Origin of the sequence: Pantoea sp. JGM49, from assembly GCF_018257655.1 — a bacterium.
Taxonomy (GTDB): Bacteria; Pseudomonadota; Gammaproteobacteria; order Enterobacterales; family Enterobacteriaceae; genus Pantoea; species Pantoea communis.
Genome location: NZ_JAERJM010000029.1, coordinates 1 through 15,989 on the forward strand (window position 1 = coordinate 1; position 15,989 = coordinate 15,989).

Below are 15,989 nucleotides of genomic sequence, written 5' to 3' on the forward strand. Positions count from 1 at the left end.
TACGCGCCCGATTATCCACTGTCGCCAGGGGTGGGCTGCCGGCCGTCTGAGCAGCGTCTGCCACTGCGAGGCGGCAGTCGGCCAGTCATGCGCCATTTCCGCTCTGACGACGGGCTGACTCAGCTTCTGATAGTAATTCATACGTGCTCCTGACAGCGCCTGCCTACAACGCGTACAGGCCGGATGACATCTCTGATATCAGTATAAGCCGCTATCCTTACAGCCACAGCGGGAGCTCACCATGTGTGGAAGATTTGCGCAGTACAGCAGCCGTGGTGAGTATTTTGACGCGTTGTGCCTGGCATAGGACGAAATTACGCTCGACCCGGAGCCCATTGGCCGGTTCAACGCCGCGCCAGGCACGCGTGTGCTGCTCCTCATCGGGAGCAGGCCAGAAATGCTGAACCGGATTAAGGCCTAAGGAAAGCTGCCCGTAGTGGCTCTTAAAACCAATTATTTTAAAAGCCGATCAACAGGATTTTAAAGGAGAAGTAAACAGTGTTATCAACGAAGGCCACAGCCGGGTTTCTCATTTTCAGTCATTATTCAGCTCTGTTTGTATACGGGAGATCTCATGCCGTCTGAACCGGGTATCCGACACGATATTACGCTGGGGCTTTACTGCCTGCCCGCCATCATTATTATCAGCGTTGCAGGCTATCTAACCGACCATGTTGCCGCAGCCAGTATCGAAACAGGTGGCGCGATTACCCTTGCTTTCGGAGCAAACAAAACATGGGGAGGGTCATCACTGTCATTGCTCGCAACCACTGTGGCGGGTCTTATTTTTTCTGCCTGGCTGGGTAGTCTGACTGGAAATATATTTTCCCTGTATGTGGCCGGTGCACTGCTTTACACCGGCTTGTATGTGGTGATGGCTAACATCGATGTCAGTGCATGGTGGATGCTGCAGCAGTGGACAATTACTTACCTCGTGTCGGGCAGCTTTGCCGGAACCCCGGAGCATGCCCTCCTGCGTGCCGGTCTTGTCGGTGCAGGCGGAATACTACAGATGATAATTCTGGTAATAATCTTCCAGCGACGAAAATTTCAGCTTCGCGATTTCAGCCCGGGCACGTGGAAACGTTTTTTGATGCATTTCCTTGTTAAGTACAAACATCGTGTCCATCTGCAATGGTCAGTCATATGCGGCATGCTGGGGATGACTGGTGCGCTGACGGCAGTTCATCTGCTAAACCTGACTAATGGCTACTGGGCGGGTATGACGCTGCTCATCTGCCTGCGAAATAATTACCGGGATACGTTATCAAGGGTGCAGACACGTGTGCTTGGTACGCTGACAGGCTGCATTACGGCAGCCGGCCTTATCGATTATTGCAGCAGTTCGTTATTCATAATGGCTGGCTTTATTATCACCGGGTTTGCTGCCTTCACCTTCTCTTATTCAATGATCAATCGCTCGTATGGCCTCTTCAGCTTTCTCATCACCACAATGGTGGTTTTCATGATCTCCGGATTCGGCATTCCTCAGACAGGTATTGCCCTGCACCGGTTTGAGTCGACTGCCCTGGGAGGGGCAACAGCTATTCTGGCGATCATACTTACCCGAATGGCCACGCGCGCACAGATTATGAAGGTTAGCCGTTCAGGGACAGGATGATTTTTCATCATTAATGCCATCCACAGGACGATGGCTGGGGGGCGTTAGCGTGACGCCCGCTATGAACGCCAGGATAAGTACCGAAAACATGCATGCCATGCAGGTCACCTGCGAGGGCCAGTGCATAATGTCAGGCAGCAGAATCCTCCCGCCGATACCTTAAATGCAGGGAGCCATTCTGCAGAGCGATACCAGAGATAGCCTGTGGGCTCAGGCTACGCTCCCCATTAATGGTCTTATCCACAAATACACAGGAGCGATCCAATAACAGTTCCACATAGATCCTTTAAGTTCCATATAGATCCCGGCCCTCTGCAAACCCCGCCATCGCTGGTCTGAAGCCATATCCGGATGTGTACTGAAGGGATCTTCGTGTGTGCTGGCGGGTGAAATATGTGTGCCAGCGGGATGGAAATGTGTCGTGCCGGGATGTATTGTGTGTGCTGGCGGGAAGAGCCCGGATCATACTCTTGAGCAGCACATACGCGCAGGGAATTCACATAACAAAATGAAAGAAAACACTTTTATTGGCGATGCGCTGTACAGCGACATGATCAGCAAGGAAAAACAACTCACAGTTAATTCTAATAATACCGTGCAGCCCGTCGCGCTGATGCGACTGGGCGTTTTTGTGCCCAAGCCTTCAAAATCGCAGGGGGAAAATAATGTTGTGGATGCCTCCGAGCTGTTTTCCCAGCTGGAAATCGCCAGAGCTGAAGGTTACGACAACATCAACATTGCGGGCCCGCGTCTGGATATGGACTGCGACTTCAAGGTCTGGATTGGCGTCATCTATGCATTCAGCAAGCACGGGCTTAATTCAAATAAAATCGAGCTGAAATTTAGCGATTTTGCAAAAGGGTGTGGGTTTTCAGCCAAGCGCATAGACAGTCGTCTGCGCAGTGCTATTCATGAATCGCTGGGTAAACTGCGTAATAAATCGATCTCGTTTAAGCGGGGAAAAGACGTACGTGGCAGCTACCAGACAGGCCTGCTCAAAACCGGCTATTTTGACGCTGACAAAGACATTGTTCAGCTTGAAGCCGATGAGAAGCTCTGGGAACTTTTTCAGCTCGATTATCGCGTGCTTCTGCAACAGCATGCTATTAAGGCGCTTCCAAAGAAAGAGGCAGCCCAGGCCATATATACCTTTATCGAAAGCCTGCCCGCTCATCCCATACCCGTGGCCTTTGCGCGCCTGCGTGAACGCCTTTCGCTCTCCAGTTCGGTGAGCGAACAAAATCGCACGATCAAAAAAGCGCTGGAGCAGCTGCAGAAAATCGGGTATCTGGAATTTTCACTTGTCCGTAAAGAACGTGAGAATTACCTTATTATTCATAAACGTAATCCGAAACTTAAACCATCAGATTTGTAATGATATGAGACAGTCGGGTCATACCTGGCCATCAGTAAAAGTGTGTGCTGCCGGGCACGCTATCAGGAGCAGAATACCCGTGTGAGTGATCAGGATCGGCTCGTTCGTGTGTGCTGTCGGGAAAGGCTCTTCTTCACCTCGTATCTGAGTCTGGTAACGCACTTAAGATGTGCGCTGGCGGGAAAAAACTCCGTCATTCCCCCGCCAGCGCACATCCTCGGTATTCTTATCCCGTCAGCACACACTTACATACTTCTTATCCCGTCAGCGCACATCTTGAGGGCCTCGGCCTGCACCTGCAGCTGGCAGCCTGATTATCCTCATATAATTGCACCCGGTATATGCGACAGCCGGACTGACGATGGCTCAGCACGGTTACTTTGCGCTCTCTCAGCACTGCAGCACTTTCCCGCTGGCACACATGCTCTCGGCAGTGCTCTTTTAAAGATCTCAGTTCGCACGACTTTGCCAGTGGAAATCGAGGCTCACGGCCTCCGCGTCTTTCTCCATAACTATCCGTTCTCTGATGTGGATGCCTGGCTGCCGTAGGAATTTAGTATAACACTGCGCTGGCACGCGAAATGCTCACAACCTCACGGGCTGATGGGTGCCGGGCGCTTATAGTCTGATACCGTCAGGAAACACTACTCTGCAGACGGGAAAGTCAGCAATGCCGGAGCAGGCACTCATCGGAGATTCAGTTTATGACAAAGAAGAATTATGCCCGGACCGCCTTCGCACTGGTTTGAAAGCAGCACTGGTTAAAGCCCCTAAGTGATGGTGCAGAATATAGTTGATATGAAATGGAATAAAGTGTCTGGTAATTTTAAGAAATCGACCGGAAAATGGAGAACGAATCACAGAGAAGTTATCATCTCATAAAAGAGATTCAAAAATCTCTGAGGTGCAAGTCTTCGTTATTGAAATAAAATATTTTAAATTATTAAAAATCTGCTGGAAAACGAGTTCTGCATTCAAAGCCACCTATTTTCAAAAATAAAAACTATGAAAAAAGAACATACCTGTCATAAGAGGAATCAGCGCTTACCATTTTCCGATATATTTTCTCAGCCGTAAAGACGCAGTGGCCAAAGTAATGAGTAAAAACAGGCATTTTTAACCTTCCCTGGAAGATGATGGACCCGGCGTTCATTCTTATAAATCTGTCCCCCTGGCAAAAAAACACTGGGGTATTATAGGACAACACCAATATGCAACCCTGAGGGCTGACAGCATAATAAATTTGTTTTGTTCTGTTGCAGCAATGTTTATTGATAGTGAAAATCATTTTTTTCTCCTTTACGCATATGACAGGAACAAAACAAACAAGTTCACAGTGACTGTCAAAGGAAAATCTCAACGCCGGCATTATTTTAAGATGCCATGACCAGTCTTAAAAAAACACATTCATTCAGTACCAATGCTGCATATTCATTACAGGTTACTGTAATGAAATCGAAAAAGCGTTAACGCCCAAGAATTAAAATGAACGCAAACTGTCTCAAAACGCATTACTCATCCCAAACAACATATATTTATGAATCATGCACCTGTCTCTTTAAAAGCAATATGTATCGCTATTCAGACGGATCATCAGGACAACAAAGAATGAGAAAGTTAGTGACCGGACTACTCTTCATCGCGACCTCTGCTGCGGCGGGAGCAGGTGAACTTATGATAAATGACATTAAATTTGAGGGGCTGCAGAGAGTCACCAGAGGGGCAGTGCTGCTTACAATGCCGGTTCATGTGGGTGAACAGGTGGACAATGAAGAAATTCGTCAGACCATTCGCGCCCTTTTTGCATCCGGTAACTTTGATGACGTCCAGGTGTTACGCGACGGGAATACCCTCATTGTTAAAGTCAAAGAACGTCCAGCGATTGCCAGCATATCTTTTGCCGGTAATAAGGCGCTTAAAGAAGACCAGCTCAGGCAGAATCTGGATGCGTCAGGTATCAGAGTGGGAGAGGCTCTTGATCGCACCATGCTTTCAGATATTGGAAAGGGACTGGAAGATTTCTATTACAGCTCCGGGAAATACACGGCCAGCGTCAAAGCGGTTGTCACGCCGTTGCCCCGCAACCGCGTGGACCTTAAATTTGTATTTAATGAAGGTGTGTCTGCAAAAATTCAGCAAATCAATATTATCGGCAATCAGGCTTTCTCTTCCGATGAACTCATCTCTCACTTACAGCTCCGGGACGATGTCCCCTGGTGGAACCTCATTGCCGACAGAAAGTATCAGAAACAGAAACTGGCTGCCGATCTTGAAACGCTCAGAAGTTACTATCTGGACCGCGGTTATGCGCGTTTCGCTATTAATTCCACTCAGGTCAGTCTTACGCCCGATAAGAAAGGAATATACCTGACCGTCAATCTTCACGAAGGCGATGTTTACCATGTATCTCAGGTCATATTCACCGGAGATATGTCCGGACATGCCGCGGAAATTGAAAAAATCGCTAATTTCCCGCAGGGCGCTCTGTATAGTGGTGCGGCCATAACGGCTAAGGAAGACGCTGTAAAATTAATGCTTGGCCGGAATGGTTATGCGTTTCCGCAGGTCAGCACGCAGCCTGAAATTAACGATGCAGACAAAACGGTAGTTTTACATGTTAACGTCGATTCAGGTCGCCGTTTTTACGTCCGTAGGGTGAAGTTCAGCGGCAATGATACTTCGCGCGATGCCGTCCTTCGCAGGGAGATGCGGCAGATGGAAGGTGCCTGGCTGGCAGGAGACAAGCTTGAACAGGGCAAAGCTCGCCTGAACCGCACGGGATATTTTGAGAGCGTGGATGTCGACACTCAGCGCGTACCGGGAAGTCCGGATCAGGTTGACGTCATCTACAAAGTGAAAGAGCGCAATACCGGAACGTTTAATGTCGGCCTCGGTTATGGTACGGACAGTGGTATCAGCTATCAGCTTGGCGTCAGTCAGGACAACTGGCTGGGGACGGGTAACACGGTAAGCTTCAGTGGTACAAAAAACAGCTATCAGACTTATGTTGAAATGGGGGCGACCAACCCTTATTTCACCGTGGATGGTGTCAGTCTGGGCGGGAAGGTCTTTTATAATGACTACAGCGCAGAAGACAACGACCTGTCTGAGTATACACTGAAAAGTATTGGCGCGGGCAGCACGCTGAGTTTTCCTGTGAGTGAAAACAGTAATCTGAGCACCGGATTTGATTATGTTTATAACCGCGTAAGCAACATGTCTCCGCAGGTTTCAATGTGGCGCTATCTCGGCTCACAGGGGATCCATCCTTCCATGACAACTCGTACGGTTGATGATGACGGAGCGAGCGATGCGACCTATACCGCTAATGATTTCTTCTGGAATGCCGGCTGGGGATATAATTCACTGGATCGCGGCTTTTTTCCTACGTCAGGTGTGACGGCCGGGTTTAATACCAAAGTCACCATTCCGGGCTCAACCAACAGTTACTACAAGAGTACGCTGAACGCCAGTGCTTACCTGCCACTCAGCAGTGACCACCGCTGGGTACTGATGGGCCGTACGAAAGCGGGATATGCAGATGGGCTGGGCGGCAAAGAGGTGCCGTTTTACGACAACTTTTACGCTGGCGGTTCCAGCTCTGTACGCGGTTTTTCCTCGAACACTATCGGCCCCAAAGCAGCTTATTACCGCTGTAATGGTTCTGAGAGCAGTACCAGTACGTGCCCGGTGACGAAATCCAGCGATGCGGTGGGAGGAAATGCGATGGGGATTATCAGTGCGGAACTGATTACCCCTACGCCGTTTGTCAGCGAGCGTTACGCGGACTCGCTCCGAACATCGTTTTTTGTTGATGCGGGGAGCGTGTGGGATACAAAATGGCAGAATACTGCCGAGACCCGTGCGGCGGGCATCCCGGACTACAGCGATCCAACCAAGATCCGCGTATCGTCAGGGGTTGCCCTGCAGTGGCAGTCCCCTCTGGGACCGCTGGTCTTTTCTTACGCCCTGCCTCTTAAGAAATATGAAGGGGATAAGTCAGAACAGTTCCAGTTCAACATTGGTAAGACCTGGTAGCGACTTATCAGCCGGGAGGTTCTCCCGGCTTTATTTACCCCTGCGGTCGCTCCGTAAAATTTTATGCTGGCAGGTGGAAAGAAATCTGAAATTTTTGTGAGGTTAAATATCATGCAGGATACAGAAAGGGTTAAGGAAACTCACAGAACAATCATTCATCTGTTTTTCATTAGCATTACAAATTCATCTTAAATCTTACTTTATATTGGTTGTTTCATGTTTTGATAGAATCATCATATCACCTATCATGTACATCGTCTGGTGAGACAAACCATTCCCTGATTGAGACACTTATTATCTTCGCCGGCGTGGATTCCGGCTTTTTTTGGAAATAAAATGAAGATACTAATTATAGGTGCCGATGACGTGGTCACCAACCTTTCGGCTACGCCTTTTCTCAGAAAACTGGCCTGTAACGATCTCATTAAAATCGATATGCTGATCAGAACAGAACAGCAACCCTTATTTATTGCAAATCCTGATCTCAGAAAAATATTCAGAGTCAACGCTACGTCCTGTCACTCACGATGGGGACGATTATTTTTCCGGATAAGTTTGCTGAAAACACTCATGGCCATGCGTCACGAACAGTTCGACTGTATTATCTCCCTCAATTCTGTCAGTACCCGTCAGTCCAGAATATGGAAAATACTCAGTGGAGCAAAGTGGGCCGGTTATTTCCGGGATGATGGCTTTATTGACTACTATCATAAGCTGACTGGAGCTGATACTTTTGCAGAGTCTGAGAGAGAGCAAGCCCGAGAAGCCTCTCTGAAGCTGTACCCTGATCTCCAGTCTGCCATGTTGATGGCCAGACGCTACTGCATCTCTCTGACGGCTGAAAATATCGGTATAGTCATTAACTCCGCAGCTCGTGTCGGCTGGACCGCAATGCAATGGGCAAAGCTCATGCGTGAACTCGCCGTGCGTGGACGCGTTTTTCTTATATCAGCCGGAGATAAATCTGTATCTGGCCATCAGGACAGGGCAATCATGGCCAAAGCTGAGTCGTTATGCAGCGACGTGGTCATGACGATGGTGACCACGACAAAAACAGCCGATTTTATTGCCATGATATCCCTGTGCAGCAGGTTAGTCAGTGCAGATCGGGACGCGGCCTGGATGGCCGCATCGCTGCGAGTGCCGGTGATTTATCCCGGAACACATCAGGTGAGTGATATTCCGCCCGAATGTCAGCGCGTCAGTAACACAGAAGCAGAGGGAATTTTCAGTACAAGTGTCAGCAGCAATGGATTTTACAGCTGATTTAAATCCGCCTTATACAGGTGGGTTCTGCCCGCCTGTCTATCCAGTACCCCACCCGGACTGACTCTGTAAGAAGCTTCAGCGTAAAGGGCTTTGCACGACTTTCCTGTCCATGCTGATACCTTATAAGATTGATGCAAAGGCTTGTCTCGCCGTCTGCCGGAAAATACAGCGCGTGCTGGTAGCCAGAGGAATCTACGTTAAAGCGGGTGAAAAATTCGTCCATCAACATTTCTGCATAAACTTCATTTATCCCGGTCCACAGAAGATGCATATCCCTTTTTCTGAAGACAGATTGCCCCATGACTTTTCCAGCGTAGTAGGTCAGCATTTTGAGGATTTCTTTCTCGGTAGTCGTATCACTATTGTTCATATGCTGCCTCTTCCAGTGCGTTGATGAGCCCGCTTTTCAGCCTGCGAATAAAAAGTTTTTTTTTATGACTTATCAATCTTGTGCCCTCATAATCAGCACCATCGCTTTGCTTATGGTGCAACCCTGCGTCGGGTAAAATGACGGTCTTAATCCGTGCCGCGCCGGCAGCAAGCACCATCATATTATCTTCCGTAAGAATCACGTGTTGCCGTCTTATCTCGGCAGTCAACATCTTTACGCCGTCTGAGTATGTCGGTGTTAACAGATTATATTTTCCATGCTTCTCCAGCATACTTATCAGTTCAGGGGTAAATCGGTAATCAGCATCATAGTTGTAAAACGTCAGGCGGAGATCCGGAATTTTTAACCGGAATTCAGTCAGCAATGGGATCAGGTTTATCAGTGTTTCGTCATCATAGCCTGAAATATTTAACATTAAGTTAATGGCACCACAACGTGTATCATCACGGAGCTTATTCATACATTATATTTCCGCTTAAATCATTCATTTTCAATATCTCTCATGAATTTTCTTTCCATAATTCAGAGACAGCAATATAACTGTTAAATTCGCAATATTTATTTTTACTTTACAAAACTTACGCTATTTATTCACTAAATATCCACTTTCACAGCCTTCATAATTCCTTAATTTTCTTCGCTGCATCCACTCAGACTGACTTGCTGGATAGTTTTTCAATTGAATTACGGATATCTTTCAACTGCCATGTGGAAAAATTGAATGAGAACTATTCTCACCGGGTGTGGTGGCGTTCTCTTTCACTAAACTCTCTGGATCCAGCAAGTGTGTAAAAACATCCTATTGAGTACATCGATGATTATGAATTCTGTCTATATCAGCCTTTCTTTCCCTTTCAGGGCAGAGCAGCAGCGCACTGATACAACTGTAATTTCTCAGAGCACACAGCAGACAAAGCAAGATTCGTCATTGAAAATTTCAGAAAGCAAAAACTTTTTTAAGGATAATACACTCACGGTAACCGCCCGCGAGCAGACGCTTCAGGCATCAGGCGTGTCCATCATTGAAAGTCATGCGCTGAAAAAGCATCCCGTACAGAGAGGCGTGTGAGAGATTATTTGTACCGTGCCCGGCGTTAATATGGCTGGCAACTCTGCTAGCGGCCAGCGCGATAACAACCGTCAGATAGATCTCCGGGGTGCGGGGCCGGAAAACACGCTGATTCTGATAGACGGTATGCCGTCAGCATCCGCAATTCAGTTCGCTACGGATGGCGGGACGATCGGGATACCCGGGGAGACAGTAACTGGTTCCACAGACACTTACGCTGGGTGCTGAAGTGAAACATAAGGCCATGAAAGATCAGACCTCAGATACCCAGTCCACGAGTTCCGGCGGCAGCGTCTCCGGCAGTTCAGGCACCTATGCCTACGGCACAGGTGCCCAGACGTATAATGAGTCAGGACGCACCTACTATATAGCTCGGACTGCATTTCGAACGGACGGCTTCAGGGACCTGACGGGTCCTTGAACCTGTCAGGATGGCTGACGACACGTGCTGTGCTTATCCCATATAGCCAGTACACGGCGACTGATCATCATAGCAGCCTGCTGATACATCTCTTCTGTGTAAACTTCTTTAGCCGCATCCACCGCCAGCGCCCCGCTGGTATAATTAATATATGATTTGTGGGGCCTGATGCTGACGCTCAGGGGTGAGCAGCCGGGTGCGGTAATGCTGACGCGGGCATCCATAACCATTTCATATTCCGCCGTACTACCGTTAATGAATACTGACGCAGTATCCGACCCTACCTGGGAAGAAATCAGATCCACCCTGACCGTTTCCGGCGTGGCATCACTGCCATTCCGCAACACTTCTATGCCGTCCAGCCTGAGCTCGCGCCTGACCGCTCGTGCGTAGGGCCCGTAAGGGTCTGTTGTTGTCAGACTGACTGATATTGTCTGTCCCCCGCTGATGTGTCCATGCCGGTGAAAGCCGCAACCGCACAGGAGCAGTACCGCTCCCGGCATCACTAAACGGACAAAAAGAAGGGCGCTGTGCCTGCTCAGCGTTCTCAGGTTTTCTGTGAAAACAGCCAGCGCCACCCGCAGGCTGGCCGGATTTTCCATGGCCGACTTCAGGCACTGGTACGCGAGGCATAACTCCATGCGCTGGCTCCTTGCTCACCTGCCGGGCTGATAAGCGGAACGATCGCATTCATAACGTTTTCCGGGCTGATATCATTGACGTGTTCACGGCTGCCCCGCAGAGCCTGATGAGGCACATGCCAGGGATGCCAGTGTGCCGGCTCGCTGTTGCCATATAATGCCACGACCGGTAATCCGAGCGCGGCTGCAACATGTACGGCCCCCCCGTCGCTGCTCACCACTGCTGAACACAGGGAGAGCGCAGCTTTAAGTTCTTCCAGCGTGCATGTAGGCACGGCCTCAAGTCCGTAGCGCGCCGCCAGTCCGGTAATGTATTCCGCCTTAATGTCGTCGCCCGGGTGCATGGGGTTCGAGCTGTCGCCGGGTGACCAGAATAGAAACATGCGGCATCTGTAGCGCTCAGCGATAAGGTGGGCAAGTGTGATAAAGTTACTCGCGGACCACTGCTGGGCCGGTTTTCGTGCGCTTATCTGCAGGGCAATGATACGCTCGCCCGGCGCCACACCACAGGTCATCCTGAACTTCGTTACCAGATCAGGGGCCGGGTAGACGCTGCTCTTCCCGGGGATAAACCGGCGCAGCGGCGGCGCATCCGTTACGGCTGCACCCAGCCTGAAAAGCCTTTCAGCAATGTGCAGGGTGCCCTCAGCCCGGGACACAAGAGTATCAATCAGCGGATGGGCTTCATCCCCGAATGCGATAACGCGCTTTGCGCCTATGCCTGCAGCCCATTTGACCGAATGCGGATCCCAGGACGATTTAGCGATAATCACCGCGTCATATTTTTCCTTTCTCAGCCTGAAAATGGTTTTTAATCGTACGGCGACGGCCACGATAACGCTAATCAGGTTTTTACAGTGTTTGGATTTGCTGTACTCATGCACCTTACGGATATGCGGGTTATGGCTGAACACCGGCGAGGCATAGCTGTTTGTCAGCACATCTGTGGTCGCTCCGTGGATAGTGGACAGGTGCGCAATGAGCGGCGTCGCAAGTATGCTGTCGCCTATGTTATCTCTGCAGATGACCAGTATCTTCACCTAAAATTACCTTTCTGAAATGATTAATAAAGGGTAAGAGTCCGGGTAATCATTTCCGTTCAGGGAGGCGTACCGGTTTTACACCGAATTTCATATTCAGCGCATTAGGCTTACAATTGACATAATTTCCGCAGTCGCTAAATAATTTTTTGTTAAGAATAATAAGCACTGGGTTCTGCATGAAGCATAAGGCCGGACATACTCACTGAGGCAATGCGCAATCACCGAAAGGCAGAATACGGTTAAAGGTGTTTAGACCGAAATCATCCCGGCGTCAGATCAGCATTACTTGTCCGCCATTTTTTGGAACTGCGCTGGCGGGCGGCTGACCAACACGCAGAAAAAAGGGCGCCAACGAGTGTAAACTCCCGGCTTTCCCGGACGGTTATGATGCTCAGGGAATTGCCTGACGTCGTTTTCGGTGACTTTGTTTAAGGCCCGGAAGGCTATTCACATTCTGCATTATTTCCTCTTCTGAAGTTCACCTGACCTCAGGAAGCAATCTTAATGTTCAAGGCCCGCCGTAAGTCCATCGGCATGCAGACTGCTGACTCTGCCAACTATTTGTATTTCGCAGATGTTGAATGTCAGCCCGGACTGCCCGCGCCGGCTCCTTGCCCCCGAGGGTGCCGCCACCTGGATTCCACCACGGCCATACACAGCCGGAAAGTGATACTTTGCAGCTTAACGTTCGTAACAGCGGAACCATTTTTCTCATCTGCTTCTCCTCAGAAGCTTTAAGGGTATCAGACAGGTTGCCAGGCCCAATGCGCGATTTGAAGAGATATCAGCAGGGGAGCGAAAATTGTTCTTCCGGTTCCGGAATGGAACATCGCTGCGTCAGGAAAGGTTATAAACAATGTACACCTGCGTTGTTGTATCGGTTTTATCCTGCGCTGTGGTAGGCGGCATGAAATTGTGCGTGTAGGTATACGTCACTTTAAGAGCGAACCTTTTATTCAGGTCGACTCTTATGCCGTGGTGATATCCAAGCGAGGCATCGCGGGATCTACCCGGTTTGCTGCGATCCTGTCGAGCACACGAACCACTGGCTGGGCCTGGAGGTACAGGTTTATTTTAATCGACAAAGCTTCGCGATTAAAATCATAGACGATATTGAATGTGCGAAGGCAGCGGACGCAAATCAGCCCGTCATACATAAAAGCGACAGACCGCTCTGGTTCAAATCTTAAGGTGTGACCAGCGGCGATGGGGTTGAGTACCAACAGACGCTGTTTACCTTTGCGACGAAAATTCAGCTTCAGCAGGCAGTAAATAAGATGAACCCGTTAATGGTTCCACTGGTCTCCCCGCCCTCGCAGAACCTGAAACAGCTCCGGGTGGCCATATTGCTGATATAGTTCCGCAGCCGCCTGCAACGCGGAAATAAGGGGCCGTCACGGGTATTTTTCGGACGGTAATGGTAAACCGTTCTGCTGAGGTTCGGACTCCTGTAGGCCTGACGAAGACTCAATTCGTCTGTTGTTATCAGATGCATAACCAGCTCTTGCTGGAAGGGCTGGCTTCAGAGCTTTTTTTCGATAACGAATTTCAGAGCGCGATTTTTAAAAACTGAGGGCGGAAAACCTCGGCCTGAGCACTAGGTTCTCGCCCTCAGGATCCTCTAACTTTTTAATATAATGTCTTCCTTTTCACTGCGTTCAGACTTCCAGTTGTAATACGTGGCTTAAGTGATTCAGGCCTCTCGACAGACATCTTTTACGTTCGTCCAGCTTACTCTAACTTACTCACGGTGATGACCTGATGCTCATAAAAACGGGCTTACGCATAGCGATCTGCTTCGTTAGCAATATGATTATGCCGGAAGATCTCTGAATGTGAACGGCACCATTACGCTAGGTGGTACTTACAAGGTGACACGCTATGTAGTGGCTCCGGCGCAGGACTCAATCACCAAAGTAGAAACTGAGCAGGTGGAAAGAAGGGGGTTAAAAGTGTACGGGAAAACTTTTTACGCAACAAGGCATGCCCTTGTTTATGCAGAATATGAAAATAGAATACGTCCATACTAAAACCGATACCAATGAGCGATACGTTTTGGATGATGGCCCCTTCATAAAGAAAATCACCCTGTCTGCATAGTGCCTGGCAGCTACCGTGTTAAGTTCCGTGCTTATCGCTTAAAGTTGCGTTTAACACCCCCCTAAGCGTCAGCAGCAAGCTGCCGCCGCCAAGGCCCCGGAAATCACGCCCTTTACGTCGCAAGCGCCGTAAAGCCCGCTCACCGGGGTTAAAAGGGGTTACATAAACTTCTTCGTTGCTGAAAGTTGGTTTGGGCTAATCAGGGCGAGGGATGGATTCGTAGTATATAGCGGTCAGAAACCGGCTACGCCGGGCGTACGGCGCCGATTGGCTTCTGAGCCATAAGCACCATTATCTGGCGCCTCCATGACGCTAGCGCGTCATTCAGAAGGCAGGCTGCGCACTGCTCGCCCGCCGGAGTTGCGTTATGTAGGTATTACATGATGTCCGCTATGTGCCAGAAGCAGACGTTTCCAAAATCTGCATGCATTGATCTTTCGAGACGAGCACTCACTGCATAGCCATGCAGTCGCGCAGAAATCATCAGGGGCGTTTTTCAGGGTTACGAACGGGGAAAGGTGTCGGAAACGGCCCTCTGGCCGCAGAATGGCGCTGAGGGCGTTTTAGAGGGGCGCGAAAGCACTTTTATGTTAAAAGAGAGTGTCCAGGCAATTGTGCCTGAAACCTGACGGAGCAGAAATGAGAACGCAAAAGCGATGCATGGGATACGTGGCGATTGTGGTCGATGACTACGACCGCGCCATTGAGTACTACACCGACAAACTGGGCTTTACCCTGGTTGAGGACACGCCGCAGCCGGGCAAACGCTGGGTTGTGGTGACGCCGAACCCGGAAAGCGACTGTAATCTTCTCCTGGCCCGCGCTTCAAACGAGCGGCAGGAGGGCTTCATCGGTAACCAGTGCGGCGGTCGGGTATTCCTGTTTCTGCAGACCGACGACTTCTGGCGTGACTATAACGCCATGAAGGAAAAAGGCGTCCACTTCTGCCAGGAGCCGCGGGAGGAGGAATACGGGATGGTGGTGGTGTTTGAGGACATCTACGGTAACCGCTGGGATCTCTACCAGAACGCGCAGCCCTGACAGCTCTGAGGCTGCGCACGTCCGGTGCGTGGCCGAACTCTTATGTTAAATTTAGTGGGCTATGACAATTTAAATCAATGACAGCAGGGAGCCAGCAGTGGAAAAATTTACGGTACGGCGCATCACCGAAAGCGATCTTGGCGACTTCAGAGAATTGAGGCTGGAGGCTTTGCGGCTTCATCCTGACGCCTTTGGTGCCTCTTACGAGGAATGCAATCATAAGCCACTGCAGTTCTTTGCCGAACAGCTGAGAGCCAGCCATGTTTTTGGTGGATACGATCACCATAATATTCTGCAGGGCATGATTGGCGTTAGCCGCAGCTCGCTACCTAAACTGAGCCACGTTGCAAATATCTGGGGAATGTATGTTCGCTCCGGGATGAGAGGGAGTGGCCTGTCATCTGGTCTCATGGAGGCGGCGCTGGAAGCCGCCAGCTCAGCTAAAACAGTGAAACTCTCAGTGGTTACCACTAACCGGTCTGCGTATGCGCTTTATCGTTCCTTCGGATTCAGCGAGTGGGCGACAGACACCGCTGCACTATGCGTTGACGGGGTATTTCATGACGAGTTCCTTATGAGGAGGAACTCTGAGACCGATTCATAACAGGGATGTTATGGTAAAAGCGAATGACTGGCTGGGTTATTGAACGCTGCCAGTCGTCCGTTATTTGAGAATGGCTGTGAGAAGGCTGCTGAATACGGACCCCGTTATGAAAGCGCGCTCCGTCGTCACTTCCTCTTTCCGCATGTCCGCCAGCCTGGCGAGCGCACTTTCGGCATCGGCGGCGCGAACCTCTTCAAACTGCTTTTCCCAGCCTTCACCGGCCAGTTGTGCGGCTTTTTCCGCGTCAGATCTTTCCAGGGCGGCGATGTGCTGACCTTTCTTAAAAAAGCAGAACTCCGGTGACCTGCTCCCCGTTGATTAATACACCGCGATGTTAGTAATGTCTTCATAAGTCACATGAGGACGTCCCCATGAA

Annotated in this window: 12 protein-coding genes and 3 pseudogenes; 9 read left to right on the top strand and 6 right to left on the bottom strand. The window is 49.8% G+C overall.

What is annotated here, in order from left to right:
- Positions 1-241 precede the first annotated feature (241 nt).
- The 5 genes and pseudogenes from JK231_RS25605 to JK231_RS24970 form a co-directional block, all read left to right on the top strand.
- Positions 242-379 (top strand): annotated as a pseudogene (locus tag JK231_RS25605) (SOS response-associated peptidase); the annotation flags it as partial.
- A 195-nt stretch (positions 380-574) separates the two neighbouring features.
- On the top strand, positions 575-1,621 hold the full coding sequence (locus JK231_RS24955) for an FUSC family protein (protein ID WP_211729875.1): 1,047 nt from the start codon (positions 575-577) through the stop codon (positions 1,619-1,621).
- A gap of 508 nt (positions 1,622-2,129) precedes the next feature.
- Positions 2,130-2,996, top strand: coding sequence for a RepB family plasmid replication initiator protein (locus JK231_RS24960; protein ID WP_211729876.1), 867 nt, complete (start codon positions 2,130-2,132; stop codon positions 2,994-2,996).
- Between the two features lie 1,608 nt (positions 2,997-4,604).
- Positions 4,605-7,034 carry an outer membrane protein assembly factor BamA gene (gene bamA, locus JK231_RS24965; RefSeq protein ID WP_211729877.1) on the top strand — a complete coding sequence of 810 codons (2,430 nt, stop codon included), beginning with the start codon at positions 4,605-4,607 and terminating at the stop codon, positions 7,032-7,034.
- Positions 7,035-7,370: 336 nt separating this feature from the next.
- Complete coding sequence (locus JK231_RS24970; protein ID WP_211729878.1) at positions 7,371-8,300, top strand: ADP-heptose:LPS heptosyltransferase-like protein; 930 nt, start codon at positions 7,371-7,373, stop codon at positions 8,298-8,300.
- 1 nt (position 8,301) lies between these two features.
- Here JK231_RS24970 and JK231_RS24975 read toward each other — a convergent pair whose 3' ends face one another.
- Together JK231_RS24975 and JK231_RS24980 are read right to left on the bottom strand one after the other, a co-directional pair.
- Positions 8,302-8,673 carry a DUF1493 family protein gene (locus tag JK231_RS24975; RefSeq protein ID WP_211729879.1) on the bottom strand — a complete coding sequence of 124 codons (372 nt, stop codon included), beginning with the start codon at positions 8,671-8,673 and terminating at the stop codon, positions 8,302-8,304.
- Positions 8,663-9,154 carry a hypothetical protein gene (locus JK231_RS24980; RefSeq protein ID WP_211729880.1) on the bottom strand — a complete coding sequence of 164 codons (492 nt, stop codon included), beginning with the start codon at positions 9,152-9,154 and terminating at the stop codon, positions 8,663-8,665. Before JK231_RS24980 ends, JK231_RS24975 begins: the two co-directional genes overlap by 11 nt.
- A gap of 324 nt (positions 9,155-9,478) precedes the next feature.
- Here JK231_RS24980 and JK231_RS25610 point away from each other — a divergent pair.
- Positions 9,479-9,963, top strand: a pseudogene (locus tag JK231_RS25610) (TonB-dependent receptor plug domain-containing protein); the annotation flags it as partial.
- 226 nt (positions 9,964-10,189) lie between these two features.
- On the opposite strand, the gene lptE reads toward JK231_RS25610, so the two are convergent.
- The 4 genes and pseudogenes from lptE to JK231_RS25615 form a co-directional block, all read right to left on the bottom strand.
- Complete coding sequence (lptE, locus tag JK231_RS24990) at positions 10,190-10,786, bottom strand: LPS assembly lipoprotein LptE (RefSeq protein WP_249221842.1); 597 nt, start codon at positions 10,784-10,786, stop codon at positions 10,190-10,192.
- Positions 10,787-10,794: 8 nt separating this feature from the next.
- Positions 10,795-11,865 carry a glycosyltransferase family 9 protein gene (locus JK231_RS24995; protein WP_211729881.1) on the bottom strand — a complete coding sequence of 357 codons (1,071 nt, stop codon included), beginning with the start codon at positions 11,863-11,865 and terminating at the stop codon, positions 10,795-10,797.
- An 840-nt stretch (positions 11,866-12,705) separates the two neighbouring features.
- The gene (locus tag JK231_RS25000; protein ID WP_211729884.1) at positions 12,706-12,840 is read right to left on the bottom strand and encodes a DUF481 domain-containing protein; all 135 of its coding nucleotides are present in this window, start codon (positions 12,838-12,840) and stop codon (positions 12,706-12,708) included.
- 11 nt (positions 12,841-12,851) lie between these two features.
- Positions 12,852-13,623 (bottom strand): annotated as a pseudogene (locus JK231_RS25615) (IS3 family transposase); the annotation flags it as partial.
- Between the two features lie 984 nt (positions 13,624-14,607).
- Between JK231_RS25615 and JK231_RS25005 the strand changes: the two are divergent.
- From JK231_RS25005 to JK231_RS25015, 3 genes are all read left to right on the top strand, one after another.
- The gene (locus JK231_RS25005) at positions 14,608-15,009 is read left to right on the top strand and encodes a VOC family protein (RefSeq protein WP_029990737.1); all 402 of its coding nucleotides are present in this window, start codon (positions 14,608-14,610) and stop codon (positions 15,007-15,009) included.
- A 97-nt stretch (positions 15,010-15,106) separates the two neighbouring features.
- Positions 15,107-15,613 carry a GNAT family N-acetyltransferase gene (locus JK231_RS25010; protein WP_200680914.1) on the top strand — a complete coding sequence of 169 codons (507 nt, stop codon included), beginning with the start codon at positions 15,107-15,109 and terminating at the stop codon, positions 15,611-15,613.
- A gap of 39 nt (positions 15,614-15,652) precedes the next feature.
- The gene (locus JK231_RS25015) at positions 15,653-15,916 is read left to right on the top strand and encodes a hypothetical protein (protein ID WP_211729882.1); all 264 of its coding nucleotides are present in this window, start codon (positions 15,653-15,655) and stop codon (positions 15,914-15,916) included.
- Positions 15,917-15,989: the final 73 nt, after the last annotated feature.